Genomic DNA, 20,031 nt, shown 5'->3' on the forward strand with positions numbered 1-20,031 from the left:
CACCACGCTGATCAGCGGCGAGTCGGTCATGCAACGGCCTGCTGCGCCCCTGGCGCCTGGGCAGCGGCCGGCAGGATTGCATCGACGATCATTTGGCCCACATCGTTTTGCCACAGCCACAGCCCGTTGGCATTGCCTCGGAAACTGGGCTCGCCGCCCAGCGGCCCCCATGGGACGAACCCGGCGGCCAGCCCGATGCCGTAGACGCCGGGCACGACCTGGCCCGCCGCATCGCGCACGCGGCAGTGACGGTCGACCAGCGGCCCTGGTTCGGGCGCATCGGGCGCGAGCACGATCGGAGCACCATCCGCATCGAACAATGGCAAGGCGCGCGGACGATAGCCCGTGGCGCCGATCACCACGTCTGCCGCATCAAGCACGGCCCGGGCCGTGGCGTCGTCATGCTGGCCAAGTTGAAACAGCGCCAGGCGCGGATCGGGGGCACGCCCGCCCACGGCCAGCATGCGCAAGACCAGTTCCCGCGCTTCCAGCCGCAAGCCGGCCAGGCGATAGACAAAGCCGCTGACCGGGCAGACATCGGCGTCGCTGAAATCGGTAAAGCCCTCGGCCAGCGCCGCCTCGCGCGAGGGGTAGAACGGCCGCAGCGGGCGGCGATGCATCAAGGTGATCGCACCCGCACCCAACGGCAACGCGGGATCGGACTTGAGCAGCAGAACCGCCGCCGCCACCGCGCTGGTCGATCCGCCAACGATCGCAATGCGCGGGTTGCGCACGTCGGCCAGGCGCTCTCGCAAGGCTTCGGGCCCGCCCAGGCGCAGGAATGCGTCGGACAGCACCAACCGCTCACCGGCAATCGCGCCCAACGTGCCCCCGGCAATCTTGGCATCCTGCACCGACTGCGGGCATTGCTGGCCGCCCGTCGCCAGGACGATATGGCGTGATACCAGGTCCTGCGCCTGCCCCGCACCATCGCGAACGGTGGTACGCCAGCGACCGTCGCTTTCGCGCCGCGCGCAGATGGCAGCATGGCCGGTCAAGACCCGCGCGCCATGCGCCAGCGCCACATCGCGCAAGCGATCACCGGTCACGGCCAAGAGATCGCCGGCTTCCACCAGCGGTGCGCCCAAGGCGCCGATATGGCGTGCCATGCCCAGCCCGGCCGGATGATCGACCAGGGATGCCAGTTCGGGATGAACGTTGTCCTTCACCGCGCTCAGAAAGGTTTCGGCCGTGCTGTCCGATCTGATGGCATAGCGACCCAATTCGCCGCGTCCCAGGGCATCGCCCTGTTCCACCACGGCAAGGCCGCCGGCCAGTTCCGCCAGCCGGTTCTGCTTGCTCGCCGCCGTGAGCATTGCCGTTCCGGCCGGGCCGCCGCCGATCAGCACCGTTTCATGCATGGTCCCCGCGGGCATGGCGCTCGCTCCTCTGCTCCCTTCCTGTCGGCCAAGCGCTGCAACGGCGCCAGCCAGATGATCGATTACCACGTCCACGTCGCCCAGGCTCATGCCATCGGTGATCGGCAGGGATAGGACGCGCGCGCCCAGATCGTCGCTCACCGGCACGGGTTCGATCAAGGCGTTGGCCTGGAACCACGGCTGCTGGCCCAGGTGCGGGCTGAAATAATGCCCGCTACCTATGCCCTTGGCCGCCAAGGCAGCGATCAGCGCGGCGCGCTGGCCGGCCAGTTCGGGCGGCAGCAGCAGTGACCAGAACTGAAAGGCCTGCCGCCCCTGCTCCATCGGCGCGGGCGCGGCAAACCTGGGCCCCAACCGGGGCAGTGCGGCGCGATAAGCGTCGGCCAGGGCAGCGCGATGGTCGCAGACCTGGCCCAGTTCGGCGAGCTTGGCCGAGGCGAGTAGCCCGCCCACTTCCGACAACTTGGCATTGAGGCCGGGCATTTCTGCCGCCCGCGCGCTACCAAAGCCGAAGTTGGTCATCTGCCGCAACGCTGCGACCAAGCCCTTGTCGCCGCTATGCACCAGCCCGCCTTCTGCCGTGGCAAAGGTCTTGGTGGCGTGCATCGAATACACCACGGCAAAAGGCGCGCCCGCGCCGAAATTGCGACCGGCCGCATCGCAACTGCCGAGCGAGGCGGCCGCGTCGATGACCACCGCCACGCCATGGCGGCGCGCCAGCCATGCATAGCGATCGAGATCAAGGCTGCGGCCAAATGCGGCATAGGGCACGATGGCGGCCACGCGCTCGCCATGGCCGGCCAGCAACTGCTCTTCGATGCGCGGATCAGAGGCCCAGGTCTGTGGATCCACATCGTGGATCAGCGGGGTGAGCCCGGCCCACTGGGCGGCCTGGGCGGTGGCGGCAAAGGTAAAGGCCGGGACCAGCGCCAGCGCGCCGGGGCGGATACGCCTGGCGGCGGCATGACGTATGGCCAGGATCAGGCCCAGCGTGGCATTGGCCACGGCCAGGCAATCGCCCTGCCCGCCAAACAATTGCGCAGTCGCTTCCGCCTCGAATGCCCGCACCGCAGGGCCGCCATTGCTGAAAACGGCGCGCGCCTCGATCGCGGCAAGGCCTTGGGCCATGCTGCTGAGACGCGGCGGATTGGGCGCGATGAGCGGAATCGAAGGCATCGACACGGCGTTCCTGGCAGCAAAGCCCATAACAGGCGACGCCACCTGTTTGCCTTGCCATCCCTAAGATGCCGTTAGCAATGCTTTAGAATGCAGACCGGCGAGATCGGAAGCGCCGGCATGGCCGCCAAACTTTTGCCGAGCGCTGGAAATGGAGGCCCGAGCCGGAATCGAACCGGCGTAAACGGATTTGCAGTCCGGTGCGTCACCACTCCGCCATCGGGCCTCTCTTCGCGCGGCCCCTAACAAGGGCCACGGGTGGGAGAGGGGCGGTTAGCTGAGAGCGGCGCGCATCGCAACGGGATTCTTTGGCCCCGGCCGGGATTATCCCCGGCCGTGCACGTCTGCTTCGCCAAGACCTTGGTCTTCGGGTGCTTCCGCCCGGCCCTTGAAACCTTGCGCGATCACGTACCACTCCGAGGAATCCTTGCGGCTGGCCGGCGGCTTGGCATGCTTCACGCTGGAAAAGTTGCGCTTGAGGATTGTCAGCAGATCGCCGTCGGTACCCCCGGCAAAGACCTTGGCGACGAATGCCCCGCCCGGCGCCAGGGTGTGGATGGCAAAGTCCACCGCCGTTTCCACCAGCCCCATGGTGCGCAAGTGGTCGGTCTGCTTGTGGCCCACGGTGTTGGCGGCCATGTCGGACAGCACGAGGTCGGGCGGTCCGTCGAGCGCGCCTTCGAGCGCGGCCGGGGCTTCGTCGGCCATGAAGTCCATCTCGAAGATGGTCACGCCCTCGATCGGTTCGGTGGGCAAAAGATCGATCCCCACGACACGGGCCTGCGGCGCCTTCTTGCGCACCACCTGGCTCCATCCGCCAGGCGCAATGCCAAGGTCGACCACGCGCTGCCGCCCCTTGAGCAGGGCAAAGCGCTCGTCCAGTTCGATCAGCTTGAACGCGGCGCGGCTGCGCCAGCCGTCGGCCTTGGCCTGCTTCACATAAGGATCGTTGATCTGGCGCGAGAGCCACCGGGCCGAAGACGCGGTGCGCTTCTTGGCGGTTTTCAGGCGCTCGTGCGGGTCCTTGCCGGAACGGCTCATAGGATGACTCCGGAACGGCTCATAGATTTGCTCCGCTATTCAGTTGGCGCAAGGCCTCGCGGCTGCGCACGGCATCGCCGCCGGTCGCCATGAGGGAGCGCAGGATGCCTTCGCGGATGCCGCGATCGGCAATACCCAGCCGGTCGGCTGGCCAGATGTCGAAGATGGTTTCCAGAATCGCGCAGCCGGCCACCACCAGGTCCGAGCGTTCGCGCCCGATGCAGGGCACGGCGATCCGCTCGGCCGGGGACAGGTGGGCCAGCTTCTGGCTGATGGCGCGCATCGATTGGGTGGGCACGATCAGCCCATCGACCGCGCGCCGGTCATATTGCGGCAGCCCGAGGTGCAGGCTGGCCAGCGTGGTCACCGTGCCGCTGGTGCCCAGCAGGCGAATGGCGCCATCGGCGAGGGCCTGGGCACGAGTGGGCGCGATGCGTTCGATGAACGGGGCAAAGCCCTCGGCCACGCGCGCGCGCATCTCGGCATAGGCGGCGGCGCGCGCGGCAGGGTTGTCGGCAATCGGCCCCACGCCCTCGGTCAGCGAGACCACGCCCCAGGGCACGCTTTGCCAATCCAGGATGCGCGGCACCGGATCGGCCGGATCGACCAGGACCATTTCGGTCGATCCGCCGCCGATGTCAAAGATCATCGCCGGGCCATCGCCATGTTCGAGCAGGATATGACAGCCGAGCACGGCCAGCCGGGCTTCTTCCTGCGCGGTGATGATGTTGAGCCGGATGCCGGTCTCACGATGAACCCGTTCGATGAATTCGGCGCCGTTGCTGGCGCGGCGGCAGGCCTCGGTCGCCACCGAACGCGCCAGGTGCACATTGCGCTTCTTGAGCTTTTCGGCGCAGACATGCAGCGCGGCAAGCGCACGATCCATCGCCGCATCGGAAAGGCGGCCGGATTGTGCCAGCCCCTCGCCCAGCCGCACCACCCGGCTGAAGGCATCGATCACCACGAAATGGCCACCTGCAGGGCGAGCGATCAACAGGCGGCAATTGTTGGTGCCAAGGTCGATCGCGGCATAGGCCTGGCGATGAAACGGCACCGGCTTGTGCCAGGCGCGCGCGCCTGCACCGCCCAGTGCGGACCCTGGCTGCGGCGCAAACACCGATTCCGGCGCCAACTGGGGCACCATCACATGCGACGCCGCAGCATTCGCTTCCGCCTCGGGCAAGAGATCGGGGGCAAGCGCGTCTGGCGCGGCAATGTCCACGCCCATTGGCGCCGGTGCGGTCTGCGCAGCAACTGGGGCAGCGCCGTTGCCGATCGCCTTGCGGTTGCCCTTGCGCGCGGCAACACGGGCGCGGCCCCGCCCACGGGCCTTGCTTTTGGACTTTGCCGGTACGGCGCCTTGCGCCGCGCTATGGCCGGCCGGTGTGACGGTGGGCGACTGACCGGCGGCATCGGGCACGGGCGCGGCCTTGCGCGGCCCTCGCTGCCTCTTCCGTCCGCCGGATCGCGGCCCTCGTCCCCTGGCCGGCGGAGTGGATTCCGCCATGATGCAAATTCGCTTATGTTTTCCCGCCCGCATCGGTGCCGGTCGGGTACTTGATCGTCACCGTAGCGTCATGGCGCCCGCCCGGCAAGGTTCGCCCCGGAAGCCGCTCTGGCAGCCGGCTCGTGGCGGTGAAAAAGTGGGTTGACGCTCTGAAATGGCCCGCCTAGAGGGGCGCCTCCCGATGCCCCGTCGTCTAAAGGTAAGACTACGGACTCTGACTCCGTCAATCGAGGTTCGAATCCTCGCGGGGCATCCAGGATCTACAGAAATTTTACGATTTTTCAGCAATTTGGCTGATTTGTCCGTTTTCTGCCCCCACATTCTACCCCACAATGCGTGAGCAGTGCGGCTGATCTTGAAACAAAATTGAAGGCCATTCCAGGCCACAGGATGCGAATGGGCGTCGCCCACGCTATACCTTATGATCTCCTCGACTATCGAGATACAGGCGATATTGAGCACAGCGCAAATCGCAGCCCATATGCCTTCCCGCCCTTGCGGTTCCTGTCCTGGCCGCGTCCGACACTACTTCAATGCAGCGCTAGGCGGCGTGGACAAATTTGAGCCAGTATCTGGCGGTGGCGATATGGACCATGCCGCCTAGCAGTTCTGATTCCGATGTATCGGCATGACCGGCCTGCAAAATTCGAATCGCATCCCAGCGGGGCGACGCATCCCGGCCCGGCTATGCGATGCTGATGCTGTTTTGCGCTGTTCAGGCAGCGTGCTGGAAGCCAGCGGAGCGCCGCCCATGCCGGTCTCGGCTTGCCGGCATCGGCATCGATGAGATCCGCCGTGGACGACTTCGCCTTCTCCCGCAAACGCCCCCTTGCTGCTGCGGCCCCTAAAAATCTATTTGCCGAAAACTTACCGGGCCAGAATCGACTGGGCGGCGATCGCCACCTGGGTGCGGTTGCGCACGTTGAGCTTGCGCATCAGGGCGGTCATATGGGCCTTCACGGTTTTTTCCGCGATGCCCAGGTCATAGGCGATCTGTTTGTTGAGCTGGCCGGAGCGCACGCCCTGCATCACTTTGAACTGGGTGGGGGTCAGGCGGACGGCAGGCGCCTCTGACAGGCGCTGTGCCGGCTGGTCCGGGCCACTGGTAGGGGCAAAGTCGCTCACCGTTGTCTCTCCCTATCGCCTACCGTTGCGGCATCTGCCGCGCGTCTGCCATGCTCGGACCAGCATTGCGAAGTCCAAGATCGGTTAGACAGCTTTTTGATATTATGCCGGAGTTATTCCGTCAATACACGATTTATTGCTGAAATTAGCGCATATCTGTTATACAACTTTCGGAGAACAATCACAGGCAGCCAGCGCCGTGGCGCGAGAGGAGAGCAGGATGGGCCATCACGGATCGGGGCAAGGAACGCGCGGGCAAAGTACCTCGACACGGGCGGCGGTAGCGCAATGAGCGAGGATCTGCGCCTGGTCCTGGCCGCCCTTCTCGGCATTGGCCTAGCCATCGCCCTGATCGTGCGCGGGCGGTTCCATCCCTTCCTCGCCCTGCTCTGCGGCGCCTTTGCCGTGGGCATCGCGGTCGGCATGCCCATGGCCGAAACCGCCAAGGCCGTGCAGAAAGGCGCAGGGGATGTGCTGGGCGGCACCGGTCTCGTTGTCGCGCTGGGCCTTTCGCTCGGAGCCATGCTGCAATTGTCCGACGGGGCGGGCGCGCTGGCCCGCAGCGCGCTGAACCATGGCCAGCCGGACGCGGCCCCGTGGCTGAGCATGGCGGTGGCGCTGCTCATCGGACTGCCGCTGTTCTTCGAAACGGGGGTGGTGCTGCTTCTGCCGATCGCAGCGGCGGCCGCCGCTGCGATGACCGGGCCGGCCGATGCCGGCACCACGCGGTTGCGCCTGCTGCTGCCGGCGCTGGCCGGCCTCTCCACGCTACATGCCCTGGTGCCGCCCCATCCCGGCCCGCTGCTGGCGGTGGACGCACTGCATGCCAGCCTGCCGCGTACGATGCTCTATGGCCTGATGCTCGGCGTGCCCACGGCGATCGTGTCTGGTCCCCTGTTTGCGCTGTGGATCGCGCGCCGGGTTCGGCCAGACGCCCCGGTGATGACGCCCGCCGTGCCGCTCGTCGCCGCAGCCGGCGTGGGCCGCGCGCTGCTTTGCGTGCTGCTGCCAGTGGTGCTGATCGCCGCCGGTCAGGTTGCCGCCGTGGCGCCGCCAGCGATTGCCCCGCATCTCGCCTGGCTCGGCCTGGCCAGCAATCCGGTGCTCGCGCTGGTTCTCGCCAATCTTGTCGCCCTGCCGCTGCTGTTCGGCCGGGGATTTAGCGCGCCGGCGATCCAGGGCGCGATCTGGAAGGAAGCGATGGCCCCGGCCGGCGCGATCATCCTGGCGATCGGGGCGGGCGGCGCGCTCAAGCAAGTGCTGGTCTCGGCCGGGCTGGCCGATTTCCTGGCTCATCTCGCCGCCCACGGCGGCATTCCCGCGCTGCCCATGGCCTGGGCCGTGGCGGTGTGCATTCGCCTTGCCACCGGATCAGCCACGGTGGCCACGATCACCGCCGCCGGCATCATGCCCGGGGTGGTCGCCGCCACCGGAGCCTCGCCGGAATTGACCGTGCTTGCCATTGGCGCAGGCTCGGTGTTCTTCTCCCACGTCAACGATCCGGGGTTCTGGCTGGTGCGCAGCTATCTCGGCACCAGCACGCCCGACACGTTCCGCACCTGGTCGGTGCTGGAAACGCTGATTTCGGTGGTGGGCCTGGTGCTGGTACTGGCCGCCGGATGGCTCGTTTGAAAAAAGGGAGGACCATGCACGAGGAACGCCTGGCCGATCGCGCCTATGCCGGGATCGTCGAACTGATCAACACCGACGATCTCCAGATCGGCGATCGCCTGCCCTCCGAAACGCGCCTGGCAGAAATGTTCGGCATGTCGCGCACGGTGGTGCGCGAGGCGCTGGTCCGCCTTGCCTCCGACGGGTTTACCGAAGCGCGGCGCGGCGCCGGCTCGTTCGTCAAGCGGCGACCGTCCGAACGGCTGGGTAGCCACTTGCCGATGCAGAACCTGGCCGCCACAATGGGCAGCTATGAAGTGCGCCTGGTGCTCGAGGCAGAAGCGGCGCGCCTCGCCGCGCAGCGCCGCTCGGCCGAGCAGATGCTGGTGATCGAGCGCGCGATGGACTCACTACGCACCGCCTTGCAAGCGAGCGGCCCGGCTCACGTGGAAGACATGGAACTGCACCGCGCCATTTTCGAAGCGACGGCCAACCCGATCTTCGTCTCCAGCTTCGATCACATGCACGACGAAATCGACCGCATTCTGCGTGCCGGGGTGGATATCTCGCGCTCCCGCCCGCCCGCCGCGATCAACGCCATGATCGAGGAGCACGAACTGGTCGTCGACGCCATCCGCGCCCAGGATGGCGATGCCGCCGCGCTCGCGATGCGCTGGCACCTGTGGCAGGGGCGCAAGCGGCTGATGCCCTGAGCGCCGCAAATACCGAAAAGTTAAGACCATGGTCGCGCCTGCCCCGGCGGGCGGCAGCGGCTATCCCGGCCTGATCGGGTGAGGAGAAGAACGCAATGCCACGGCAGGCCTGGATGATCGGATCAAGCATTCTGGCGGCCATTGCGCTCGCCCCAACCCTGGCGCAGGCCAAGGGGCCGTCGGTGTTCGACCAGGCGCCCAGGGATGCCCAGGCGATCACTGTGCGCGCGGTGGGCGATGGCAACGCCGACGATAGTGCCGCGATCCAGCAGGCGCTGGATCAGGCCGGGGCACGGGGCGAAGGCGTGGTTTTTCTGCCCAGTGGGCGCTATCGCATTAGCCGCTCGCTGTTCCTCTGGCCAGGCCTGCGCCTGATCGGCACCGGCAAGACCCGGCCCGTGCTCGTGCTCGGCGATGCCACACCGGGCTTCCAGCAGGGCGTGGCGACCATGGTGATCTTCACCGGGCGCGGTCCAAAGGGGAGCCCCACGGCCGGAGACGGCAAAGTGCCGTTTCCTCCGCCCGACGCGGTGCCGTTCAATCCGGCCATCGCCGATGCCAATTCCGATGCGTTCTATTCGGCCATGGCCAATATCGACATTGCCATCGGCGCGGGTAATCCGGCGGCGGTGGGCGTACGCTTCCACGCCGCGCAGCATGCCTATCTGCGGCACATGGATTTTCAGGTCGGTTCGGGCCTGGCCGGTGCCTACCAGGTGGGCAACATGGCGCAGGACGTGCATTTCCACGGCGGCCGCTATGGCATCCTGAGCGAAAAGACCTCTCCCGCCTGGCCGTTCACGCTGCTCGACGCCACGTTCGATGGCCAGCGCGAGGCCGCCATTCGCGAGCACGAGGCAGGCCTCACCCTGGTCAACGTGGCGCTGCGCAATGTGCCGGTGGGGATCGCCATCGACGAGGGCTATGGCGACTGGCTGTGGGGCAAGAACGTGCGCTTTGAAAACGTCAGCCAGGCTGGTGTGCTCATCGCCAACGCCGGCAACGCCTATACCCAGATCGGCTTCGACAATGCCGTGGCCAGCCGCACCCCGGTCTTCGCCCGCTTTCGCGAAAGCGGCAAGACCGTGGCCGGCGCCGCGCCGATATACCGGGTGAAGAGCTTCAGCCACGGTCTCACCCTGCCCGGCCTGGGCCTGCCCGGCACGTATGAAACGCGCATGGACCAGGCCGCGCTCGCCGCCCTGCCCCGTCCCGGTGTCCCGGCGATCCGCCCCTGCCCGCGCCGGCGCAATGGTCCAACGTGCGCACACTGGGGGTCAGCGGCGATGGCCGGACCGACGACACCGCCGCCCTGCAACGCGCGATCGCCACGCATCGCGTGCTCTATTTCCCGATCGGCCGCTACCTCGTCACCGATACGCTGGCCCTGCGGCCCGATAGCGTGCTGATCGGGCTCCACCCCGATCTCACCCAGATCGTGCTGCCCGATGGCACGCCCGCGTTCCAGGGCGTGGGCGCCCCGCGCGCGCTGGTCCTGGCGCCAGCCGGGGGGAACGCCATCGTCACCGGCCTGGGCCTGTTCACCGGCGGCATCAACCCGCGCGCCACCGCGCTATTGTGGCAATCGGGCACCAATTCGCTGGTGGAAGACGTAAAATTCCAGGGCGGCCACGGCACTCTGGCGGCCGACGGCACCCGCTTCGATCCCTACAACGACACCCACACCGCCGACAAGGACCCGCGCCGGCGCTGGGGCGGCCAATATCCCAGCTTGTGGGTCAATGCGGGCGGTGGCGGCACCTTCGCCAATATTTGGACTCCGAACACTTATGCCCAGGCCGGCATGATCGTGTCCGACACGCAGACGCCCGGCCATGTCTACCAGATTTCGGCCGAGCACCATGTCCGCACCGAATTTGGCCTCACCCGCGTGGCCAACTGGGAATTCCTGGCGCCACAGACCGAGGAGGAAGCCGGCGAGAGCCCGGACGCGGTCTCGTTCGACATCCGCGAATCCCGCAATATCCTGATCGCCAACCTCCACGCCTATCGCGTCACCCGTTCGCGCCAGCCGGCGCGGGCCGCCGTGCGGATCGAGCGTTCGGGCGATATTCGCCTGCGCAACGTGCACGTGAACGCTGAAAGCGGCTTTGCCACCTGCGATGAAAACGGCTGCGCCACGTTCCTGCGCGCCAGCAAGTTTCCATTCGAAAACGCGCTGCTCGACGTGACGCACGGCCTGGAAGTGCGCGAGCGCGAATTTGCCGTGCTCGACGTACCCGCCAATCCCGTTGTGCCAGCGGCGACGAAGGTGCCGGTGACCAAACTCGCCGACGGCTTCTTCTCCGCCAGCGGCGGCGTGGTCGATGCGCAGGGCAAGCTCTATTTCATCGATCATTTCCAGCAGCGCATTCACGGCTGGAGCGAGACCGAAGGGCTGACCACCGAACGCGATTCCCCGCTCGATCCGGTCAACCTGGCGATGGACCGGGCGGGCAACCTGATCGTGCTCTCCGCGCTCGGCCGCAACGGCACGGTCTATGCGTTCAAACCCGGCACATCAGCGCAGGCGCTGACGGTGATCCCGCCCACCGCTGCCGCCATGACACCGGCCCCCGACCGGCTCACCGCCCTGCCCGGCAACCTCTGGGTCAACGGTGAGTTTCGCAGCCAGCTCGATCCGGCGACCTACCGCTTCACCACCCTGGCAGAGATGTTCGCCCGCGATGTGGCGCTGCCAAAGGCGCAGGAATATGTCTCGCTCGACGGCAGCCTTGCCATCCCCGCCTATCGCGTGTTCCAACAAGGCCCGGCCGACCATCTCGGCTGGCGCTTTTCCGATACGCTCGATGCCTATGGCCTGGTTACCGCCAGGCCCGACGCGCGGGTATTCCTGAGCAACGAGTCAGAAGACCGGACCTATTCCGCCCGCCTCGGCGCGGGCGGCGCGGTGACAGACCTGCAACCCTTTGCCGATCGCGGCGGGGAAAGTGTGGCATCAGGGCCAGACGGACGCGTCTACATCGCCAATGGCCAAGTCTTCGTCTACGACGCAGCAGGCCGCCCGATCGACCGGATCGACGTGCCCGAACGGCCCGTGCAATTGCTGTTCGGCGGCAAGGACGGGCGCACGCTCTATATCCTCACCCACCACGCCCTCTTCGCCGCGCGGCCCTGAGGGAACTGAACCCGAAAGCGAGCTGCAACGCTACAATGCGCGCAGCAACTAAGCCGCGAGGCGCTGGGCGATCCAGGCCAGGATCGCGTCGGCAAGCCGATCCTGGCCCTGCGTGGAATCGAGAGTAAGCGCCGGCTCATCCGCGCCGGGTCGCTCCAGCGTGTCCAACTGGCTATCGAGCAGGCTCGGCGGCATGTAGTGCCCTGGCCTGTTGCCCATGCGCCGGGCCAACTCCGCCAAGGGCGCATCGAGCAGGGCAAAGGCGATCGGCTCGGCTGTCGCGACAGCCAGCCGCTCGCGATAGGCGCGCTTGAGCGCGGAACAGGCCGCAACCACCACGCCGCCTTGCCGCACCGCCTGGCCCATCGCTGCGCCCAGGTGATCGAGCCAGGGCCAGCGGTCCGCATCGGTCAGGGCGATACCCTCGCGCATCTTGGCGACGTTCGCCGCCGAATGGAATCCATCGCCTTCCAGGAATGGGCAGCCCAGCCGCCCCGCCAGCGCCGCGCCCAGTGTCGATTTGCCGCTGCCGCTCACGCCCATCACCACGATGGCCAGCGGCGCCACGCTGCGGCTTCCAATCTTGCCCGACACGTTCCTGTCCTTCCTGCTTTGCCGTCTCCGCACGGCGCGCGCCGCCCGGGTTGCATGACAGCCATGTCAACAGCGTCCTTAGCCGCGTCGGCGGCGCCCGCCCAATTAGGACCATGGTCGCGGCTGCGCCAGGCGCTGCGCGGCCCTATGCCCTCACCACGAGGAAACTGGCTGCCAACGCCAGGACCACGCACAAGATTGTTAGCGGTACCAAGCCAGGCTGGGGCAGTGCCACCGGCCAAGGGACTATCCATGGGGGAGATTTCAATGACCACCACGCCCATTGCCCCGTCGACCAGCAGGCCACTGCGCACCGCCCTTGCCAAAGGCAGCGCACTCCTGGCGCTGGCCTGGGCCTGCCCGGTGCTGGCGCAAGAGGCCGCGCCGGCCGCTTTGCCCGAAACCCCTGCCCCGGCCCCGGCACCAGCGCCCGCGCCCAGCACCGGGGAGATCGTCGTCACCGGCTCGCGCATCACCTCCAGCGGCTTCAGCGCGCCCACCCCCACCCAGGTGCTCAGCGCGGCAGTGATCGCCAAGAGCGCGCAGCCCAACATCTTTACCACGATCGCCCAGTTGCCCTCGCTCCAGGGCAGCACCGGTGCGACGTATGGTACCAACAGCACGTCCAGCGGTACCCAGGGGCTCAGCTCGTTCAGCCTGCGCGGCCTTGGGCCGATCCGCACGCTCACCTTGCTCGACGGGCAGCGCGTGGTCGGCGCCAATGTCACCGGCGTGCCCGATATCAGCCTGTTCCCGCAGTTGCTGGTCGAGCGGGTGGACGTAGTCACCGGTGGCGCCTCGGCGTCCTATGGTTCGGACGCGGTGGGCGGCGTGGTCAACTTCGTCACCAACACCCACTTCGAAGGGTTCAAGGCCAACGCGCAAAACGGCATCACCACTTATGGTGACGATTACAACTACACGTTCCAAGCCGCAGCCGGGAAATCCTTCATGGATGGCCGTCTGCACGTGGTGGTCAGCGGCGAATACAGCCATGAGAATGGCATCCCCGCCTATGGTTTCGGCGAAGGCCCCGGCCCCAACGGGCGCGACTGGTACGAGACCGAAACGCTCATCAACACCGGGCTGCACACCGATGGCACGCCGCAATACCGCAACAGCAAGCATGCCCAAGCCTATCAATACACAAAGTATGGCCTGATCACCGCCGGCCCGCTCCAAGGGATTGCCTTCGACCAGAGCGGCAAGCCGTTCAACTTCGTCTACGGCTCCAATGGCGTGCCGGACAAGAACGCCGCGGGCACCGTAACCGGCTGCAACAACGGCTTCTGCGTGGGCGGCGATCTTTCCGGCAACGTTGGCAATGGCACCAGCTTGCAATCGGAAATCACCCGCACCAATGGCTATGGCCGCATCGGCTTCGATATCGATCCCGACAACGAGGTCTATGCCACGGTCAACGTGGCGCGCGTCACTTCCAACAACACGCCCAATCCGGGCGCGGCCAAGGCGAATTCACTCACCCTGCAGTGCTCCAACCCGTTCGTGCCCACCTCGATCCAGGATCTGTGCGCGGCCAACGGCATCACCAGCTTCAAATATGGCGTCAGCAACGCGGTGCTGCCCAAGTTCATCAACGTCAATCCGGTGCGCCAGCAGTACCGCTTCGTCGCCGGGGCCAAGGGCAAGATTCCGTTCCTGGGCAGCGACCTGCACTATGACGCCTATGTCGAGCATGGCGAAAACATCACCGACATCACCGTCAGCAACATCGCGCTCAACGCCCGCTACAACGCTGCGATTCAGGCGGTGCGCCTGGATGACGGCACCATCGCCTGCGCCGATGCGGCCGCCCGCGCCAGCGGCTGCGTGCCGCTCAACATCATCGGCGGCGCCACCCCCAGCGCGGCGACGCTGGCCTATATCACCCCGGCCCACGGCCCGCACCAGCATACCCGCCAGACCCAGGACGTGGCCAGCATCGCGTTCAACAACCAGCCCTTTTCCACCTGGGCCGGCCCGGTTTCGCTGGCATTCGGCGGGGAGTGGCGCCACGAATTCTACCGTGTGAAAGGCGATCCCTATGGCAACGGGGTCACCGCCAGCAATCCCAACACCGCCGATTATCCGGCCGATCCGCTGCTAAACACCGCCGGCAACAACTGGTATGCGGGCAACTATCACGATGGCAGCGGCAAGTATTCGGTCTACGAAGGCTTCCTCGAAGCGAACCTGCCGCTGGTCGATACGGCCGGCGCGGGCAAGGCCAATCTCAACCTGGCGGGCCGCGCCACGCATTACAGCACCTCGGGCACGGTCTACACCTGGAAGATCGGCGGCACCTGGCAGACGCCGGTGGACGGCATCCGCCTGCGCGCGGTGACCTCGCGCGACGTGCGGGCGCCCAATCTCAGCGAGCTCTATGCCGCGCCGATCACGGTCACCGTGCCGGGGCTGACCAACCCGTTCAACAACAACCAGCCCGTCACGGTGCAGCAGAACACGATCGGCAACACGGCGCTCAAGCCGGAAATCGCGCGCAACACCGAGGCTGGCATCGTACTGTCACGCCCCGGCTGGGCGCCGGGGCTCAACCTCTCGGTCGATTACTATCGCATCAAGGTGAAAGGCGTAGTGTCTTCGCTCAGCGCGCAGCAGGAAGTGAACTACTGCTATGGCGGGGTGACGCAACTGTGCAGCGCCTTCGATCTCAATGCCGCCACGCCCTATGTCAACGTGCAGGCGTTCAACCTCGCATCGATCTTCACCGACGGTTTCGATATCGAGGCCAGCTACCAGTTCCGGCTCGACAGCCTCGAGCTGCCCGGCAACCTGACCTTGCGCGCGCTGGCCACCAATGTGCGCAACTACATCACTGATATCGGCCTGCCCAACACTATTCCCACCCAGGGAGCCGGCGTCAACGCCGGGGCCACGCCCAAGTGGAAAGTGCTCGCCACGGAAAGTTGGGATACCGATACGTTCAGCCTGACCTTCACCCAGCGCTGGTTCAGCGCGGGCAAGATCAGCAACGAATACATCGAATGCCAGACCAATTGCCCGGTGCAGACCGCGCAACAGGCGACGCTCCACCCTACGATCGACAACAACCGCATGCCCGGTGCGTTCTATTTCGACGTGGGCGCCACCTACAACGTGACCAAGGCGATCACCGCCTATGCCAAAGTGGACAACCTGTTCAACCACGATCCTGCCGGATCGCCGCAGACCAACACCGGGATCGACGTGAACCCGCTGCTCTACGATGTCATCGGGCGGATGTATCGTATCGGCGTGCGCGCCAGCTTCTGACCAGCCCCTCCCTCACCGCCGGTCCCGCTCCCAGGGACCGGCGGTCCTTTTTGCCCGGTGTTGCCACAGGCCTATCCATTCCCGCCGAGCAGGAACGTGATATAGCCGATACTCTGGCCATGCTAGGCGGCGCATCTGACAGGGCGCGGCCCTAATTGCATCTGGGCTTTGGTTCCGATGGCGCGATCTGAATTGATGTCGGCGAACCGCGTCCGACCATGAAAGCTGGTTCGTAAAAGTCTCCGCGCGCACGGATTCGGCCACTTTGCCCCCCCAACGGTTCGACCGGCCCGCGCTGCACAGGCTGGCGTGCATCCGCGATCCGTGAATGGATGCGTAATCCCATGTTGTGCGAGGTAAGCGACAGCCCCTAACGTCCGCGCGGCAAATACCGATCCACACCGCGCCGGTCGAGGTGAAGATTCACCCCACTTTAATATGTTTCGAGCAGCTTCTCTCGATGGCAATTTTTTACGCCGCGCTCGGGAAGATATACCGCATTGCGTTGCGCGTATCGCGGGCCGGCAGCACGTCCAATGCGACGTTGCTTACCGTGCTAATATGCCTTTCCGTGTTGACCTCGGTGCTGATCGTCAATGTCCTTGTCCGTAATGCCGACGAGCATGCCGATCAACTGGCCGCGATCTCGATTTCCGGGGCCATCGACCGCGAACGTTCGCGCATCAGCAACGAAACATTCATCAATGCCCACTGGAATGATGCCTATGCCCATGCCTATGGCACCATGGACGATCCCTGGATCGTGTCGCAATGGGGCACGCCGATCGGCTTGGGATATGTGATCGATGCTAGCGGGCACACGTTGTTCGCGCATCTTCCCACGGGGCACGAGCCTCCTCTGGCCGATCTGATCGGGCCCGACACGCTCCAGGCCTTGCTTGCCCGCGTTCCGCCGAACGAGGCCGCCGTCAGGAAGCGCGGCGATGCGACGGTGCTGATCGGCAAGGCCGGCAAGACCCCGGCGTTGATCGCGTTTTCGCCGATCGTGCGAGAACACGGCCCGGCAACCCTCGACCGATCCACGTATCGCATCTTTGTCGATATACGCCTGCTCGATGCCAAATTGCTGGACGAATGGGGCAAAGGCTTTGGGTTGCGGCAGCTCCGCTGGTCGCCAGATGACACCCTCGCACCGGACGAAGCCTCGACGCAGGTGCGGGATTGGTCGGGCGCGGTGATCGGCACGATTGCCTGGAAGCGCCTTGCTCCCGGGTCTTTGGCCGTTCGCGAATTGCTACCGGTGATCATCTTGTGCATTGTTCTGTTTCTGGCTGTCGCCGCCATTATCGCGCGCCGCATTCACAGTCTCAATCATGAACTCACGGTCCAGTCGCTCAGCGCCATCGAAGCTGGCCGACAGGAGCGCGAGGCGCGGCTGCTGGCCGACAGCGACGAGCTCACCGGGCTATACAACCGGCGGCGTTTCCATGCCGATCTGGAAAGCGCGGCGATCCCGGCCAATCTCCATGCCCTGACCGTAGGGTTGATCGATCTCGATCGCTTCAAACCGATCAACGATACGTTCGGGCACCTGGTAGGAGACCGCGTGCTGGTAGAGGTAGCCCGCTTGCTTCACGATACGGCGGGGGCCAGCGCCAGGCTCTATCGCGTGGGCGGGGACGAGTTCGCGATGATCGCGCGGCTGGATGGGAAAGCCGCGCTGGCGCTCGCGGAGCGGATATGCGCGGTCGTCGCCGCGCCAATGCGCATTTGCGATCGCCAGATCAGCGTGGGGGTGTCGATCGGGCTTGGTACTTTCGTCGACCCCGAGCTCGGACCGGTCGATCTTGCCAAGCGTGCGGACCATGCGCTCTACCATGCCAAGCGGGAAAAGCCCGGACGGGCCGTTCAATTCAACCTTGAGCTGGAACACCGGCTGCTGGACGATCACGTTATTGAAGCCGAATTGCACGCAAGCGAATTCGAAAACGAATTGCATTTCGACGTGCAGCCGATTGTTTCGATGAAATCGGGCGCCGTGGTGGGCGGCGAACTCTTGGCGCGCTGGACGAGCGCGCGCCTCGGCGCGGTCGAGCCGCAGCGCTTTATCGAAATAGCCGAACGCAGCACTCTGATCCATGTGGTAACGCGAAAGGCCATGCGTCACGCGCTAGAGCTGCTGGAGGTTCTGCCACCTGAAAAGACACTCTCGATCAACGTATCGGCCTGCGATCTACATTGCGTCGACACGGTCGATGCGATGCTCGCCATGGTCCGCAAATCGTCTGTCGATCCGCACCGCCTGTGTATCGAGGTGACTGAGACAGCGGTGATGCGCAACCTTGACGCGGCGATCACGGCCCTCCAGCGGTTTCGCGCGATCGGCATACAGGTTGCGCTGGACGATTTTGGCACTGGCTATTCCAGCCTGAGCAATCTCCACCGCCTGCCGCTTGACAAGGTAAAGCTTGATCGCAGCTTTGCCCTTAATTTTGACAACCGCTACAGCATATCGATCATCGATGCGGTCGTCACCTTGTGCCATTCGCTTGGGCTGGCCTGTATCGTGGAAGGGGTGGAGACCGCCTCGCAGGCCATCAAGCTGCAAAACATCGGTGGCGACCTCATGCAGGGCTACCTGTTCAGCTATCCACTGCATTCAAAAGTTTTTGTCGCGTTTGCCGCGCATTGGTCAGCGCAGAGCGAAGCGGCTCGCCCGCGCATAGCCGGGTAACTCGCCAGATCTCCCACCCTGCCCGCCGCGCCATGTCGCCGCCTCAGTTTCGTTGGCAAAGGTTGATTGAAGATTCGTCGGTTGATGCCAAGCGGCGTTTGGCTGACGGATTGGACTGCCGGACGAAGAGCAGGCGATAATCTTGGAATTACGGCCAGCTGGAAAAGGGGCTGCCGCACAGCGCAGGATAACCAGCGATATTCAACAGCATGTTGCGGATTTTAGCATTCTGTTGCCTGGGCGGCGCCGGCCCACGTGCTGGTCAGGGCCAGCCGCCAGGGCCTGCGCCTCCGCCACCAAGGGAATGCGGCGGCTCTCGTTGGTCTTGGTGCGCTTGGCCGACAGACTCCAGACCTCACCCTCGATTTCATCGCTGGTGGCAAGCCGCACTTCGCTGGTGCGGGCAAGGGTCAGCATCAGGAAGCGCAACGCCCGTGCGGCTGTCGTGGCGAGCGTGCCCAACCACTGATAGAACTTGGGCGCCTCGGCATAAGGCAGGGCGGGAATGTGTTCGGTCTCGTGGCACTGCTTACCCAGCAGAGCGCATGCCTTGAGACAGGCCTGGAGATCGACGGCGAGCCCGAGCGCGGCAGCGTGGGTAAAGGTCAGACGCCTTGGCCGCCGCTTCAGGCTTGGTATGCCAGATCGGCGCCAGCAAGTCGCGCAGGGCGTGCTGGTCGATGTCCTCGATCGCGCGATCTCCGATCTTGGGAATGACATGGACGGTGAGCGGGGACAGCCAGCGCCCGGCCGCGCCAGCGCCTTTGAGCTGGGCCTTGCGCGCTTCGAAACAGCTGGCGATCGCCTGGGCGACCGTCAGGCGCGCGATCACCCGGTTCTGCTGGCAGCAGGTTTCGATCGGGCACTGCCCGGCGCTCAAGGTGGCGCGGGCCGCGGCGGCTCTGGCATCGGCCATGGAAACATCGGGCCAAGGCCCAAGTCCCATTTCGCAGCGGCGGCCCTTGAGGAAGTAGCGCAGCACCCACTTGCCCCTGGCCCGTTCACGCTTGTGCAGCCACAGGCCCGCACCGTCACCATAGCGGCCGGGTGGCGCATTGCGCGCGGCGACGTGCGAGAGGATGTGCTGCTTTACCGATCCTTTCCTCAGCGGGGAGAAAAGGGGGGGTTTCAATCCCCCGTCTGCCCCCCGTTTTGCGTGCGCTGGGAGGATACACGATGGGTTGCGGTGAGGCAAGAAATGGCTGTTTTCAGCCATTTGGCGATTTTGTGAGCAGCCCTGCGAGGGGTGCTGGTACGGTCGAGAAGACTCTAATAATCATGTAAACTATTTATTTTTAGATATTATTTCTGAAGAACGGAATTTCAGCCCCCCTTCCAGTCCCCCGTTTCCAGTACCCTGCAATTCGCTACGCTGCTAAGGACAGTGAATGGCTTTATCTGTGGATTGCCATCGCCATCAAGACGACGCTTGCTGTCAGCGCCGAAGAAGGCAACAAATGCCGCCACCAGAGCAAGATCAGTGGGTGGCCCAGTGATCAGGCAAAAGCCTCACCGGCGAGTCCCTAAAGCGGTTCACCGCTGGATTACCGCTTCGCCCCTATCCCAATGGAAAACGTGCCGTTACCTGTTGCTCCGGCTTGCCCGAAATAGACTTCGAACCAAGCCAATCGGAAGGTGAATCCAGTAAAAGCGGACAGAGCGCGAGTTGCAAGGCTTTCAAATGCTACCAAGCCAGTTGCCGGCTCCAACTCCCGCAACCGCAATGGTATTTCCAATTTATTTGAATGAGGCGCTTCTCCACGAGGCACGGGCATAAC

12 protein-coding genes, 2 tRNA genes and 1 pseudogene (1 of these 15 running past the window's edge) are annotated in these 20,031 nt (G+C 65.2%); 6 read left to right on the top strand and 9 right to left on the bottom strand.

Features of this window, described 5'->3' with window-relative positions:
• From R9J51_RS02420 to R9J51_RS02440, 5 genes are all read right to left on the bottom strand, one after another.
• A protein-coding gene (locus R9J51_RS02420) for a glycosyltransferase family A protein (protein ID WP_179505769.1) crosses the window boundary here: on the bottom strand, window positions 1–30 show its start. 1,032 nt of this gene lie to the left of the window's left edge; only the first 30 of its 1,062 coding nucleotides appear in the window; its start codon is at window positions 28–30; its stop codon lies beyond the left edge, outside the window.
• Entirely contained in the window at window positions 27–2,555 is a 2,529-nt protein-coding gene (locus tag R9J51_RS02425) for a DegT/DnrJ/EryC1/StrS family aminotransferase (RefSeq protein ID WP_179505770.1), read from the bottom strand. The genes R9J51_RS02420 and R9J51_RS02425 overlap by 4 nt, the downstream gene beginning before the upstream one ends.
• Window positions 2,556–2,707: 152 nt before the next feature.
• Window positions 2,708–2,781: transfer RNA gene (locus R9J51_RS02430), tRNA-Cys, on the bottom strand.
• Between the two features lie 98 nt (window positions 2,782–2,879).
• Window positions 2,880–3,596: an RlmE family RNA methyltransferase gene (locus tag R9J51_RS02435; protein WP_179505771.1), complete on the bottom strand. Its 717-nt coding sequence runs from the start codon at window positions 3,594–3,596 to the stop codon at window positions 2,880–2,882.
• A gap of 19 nt (window positions 3,597–3,615) precedes the next feature.
• Window positions 3,616–4,740 (bottom strand): Ppx/GppA phosphatase family protein, encoded by a 1,125-nt coding sequence (locus R9J51_RS02440; protein WP_168558039.1) that lies wholly within the window; start codon window positions 4,738–4,740, stop codon window positions 3,616–3,618.
• Between the two features lie 545 nt (window positions 4,741–5,285).
• Here R9J51_RS02440 and R9J51_RS02445 point away from each other — a divergent pair.
• A tRNA-Gln gene (locus R9J51_RS02445) sits at window positions 5,286–5,359 on the top strand.
• A gap of 611 nt (window positions 5,360–5,970) precedes the next feature.
• Here R9J51_RS02445 and R9J51_RS02450 read toward each other — a convergent pair.
• Window positions 5,971–6,180: a helix-turn-helix domain-containing protein gene (locus R9J51_RS02450; RefSeq protein ID WP_210425824.1), complete on the bottom strand. Its 210-nt coding sequence runs from the start codon at window positions 6,178–6,180 to the stop codon at window positions 5,971–5,973.
• 336 nt (window positions 6,181–6,516) lie between these two features.
• Between R9J51_RS02450 and R9J51_RS02455 the strand changes: the two genes are divergently transcribed.
• From R9J51_RS02455 to R9J51_RS02465, 3 genes and pseudogenes are all read left to right on the top strand, one after another.
• Complete coding sequence (locus tag R9J51_RS02455) at window positions 6,517–7,860, top strand: gluconate:H+ symporter (RefSeq protein ID WP_179505772.1); 1,344 nt, start codon at window positions 6,517–6,519, stop codon at window positions 7,858–7,860.
• A gap of 14 nt (window positions 7,861–7,874) precedes the next feature.
• Window positions 7,875–8,552, top strand: coding sequence for a FadR/GntR family transcriptional regulator (locus R9J51_RS02460; protein ID WP_168558031.1), 678 nt, complete (start codon window positions 7,875–7,877; stop codon window positions 8,550–8,552).
• A 95-nt stretch (window positions 8,553–8,647) separates the two neighbouring features.
• Window positions 8,648–11,691, top strand: a pseudogene (locus R9J51_RS02465) (glycosyl hydrolase family 28-related protein).
• A 48-nt stretch (window positions 11,692–11,739) separates the two neighbouring features.
• On the opposite strand, the gene R9J51_RS02470 reads toward R9J51_RS02465, so the two are convergent.
• A complete protein-coding gene (locus R9J51_RS02470; protein WP_179506629.1) occupies window positions 11,740–12,234 on the bottom strand; it encodes a gluconokinase in 495 nt (164 codons plus the stop codon).
• Between the two features lie 318 nt (window positions 12,235–12,552).
• Here R9J51_RS02470 and R9J51_RS02475 point away from each other — a divergent pair, with 318 nt between their 5' ends.
• Together R9J51_RS02475 and R9J51_RS02480 are read left to right on the top strand one after the other, a co-directional pair.
• The gene (locus tag R9J51_RS02475; protein WP_179505773.1) at window positions 12,553–15,558 is read left to right on the top strand and encodes a TonB-dependent receptor domain-containing protein; all 3,006 of its coding nucleotides are present in this window, start codon (window positions 12,553–12,555) and stop codon (window positions 15,556–15,558) included.
• 460 nt (window positions 15,559–16,018) lie between these two features.
• A complete protein-coding gene (locus tag R9J51_RS02480; protein ID WP_179505774.1) occupies window positions 16,019–18,253 on the top strand; it encodes an EAL domain-containing protein in 2,235 nt (744 codons plus the stop codon).
• A gap of 201 nt (window positions 18,254–18,454) precedes the next feature.
• Here the strand turns inward: R9J51_RS02480 and R9J51_RS02485 are convergent, their stop codons facing one another.
• Complete coding sequence (locus R9J51_RS02485; RefSeq protein ID WP_179505775.1) at window positions 18,455–18,715, bottom strand: hypothetical protein; 261 nt, start codon at window positions 18,713–18,715, stop codon at window positions 18,455–18,457.
• Window positions 18,716–18,782: 67 nt separating this feature from the next.
• Window positions 18,783–19,385 carry an integrase arm-type DNA-binding domain-containing protein gene (locus R9J51_RS02490; RefSeq protein WP_179505776.1) on the bottom strand — a complete coding sequence of 201 codons (603 nt, stop codon included), beginning with the start codon at window positions 19,383–19,385 and terminating at the stop codon, window positions 18,783–18,785.
• Window positions 19,386–20,031: the final 646 nt, after the last annotated feature.

The organism is Novosphingobium rhizosphaerae (assembly GCF_050920675.1).
Lineage (GTDB): Bacteria > Pseudomonadota > Alphaproteobacteria > Sphingomonadales > Sphingomonadaceae > Novosphingobium > Novosphingobium rhizosphaerae.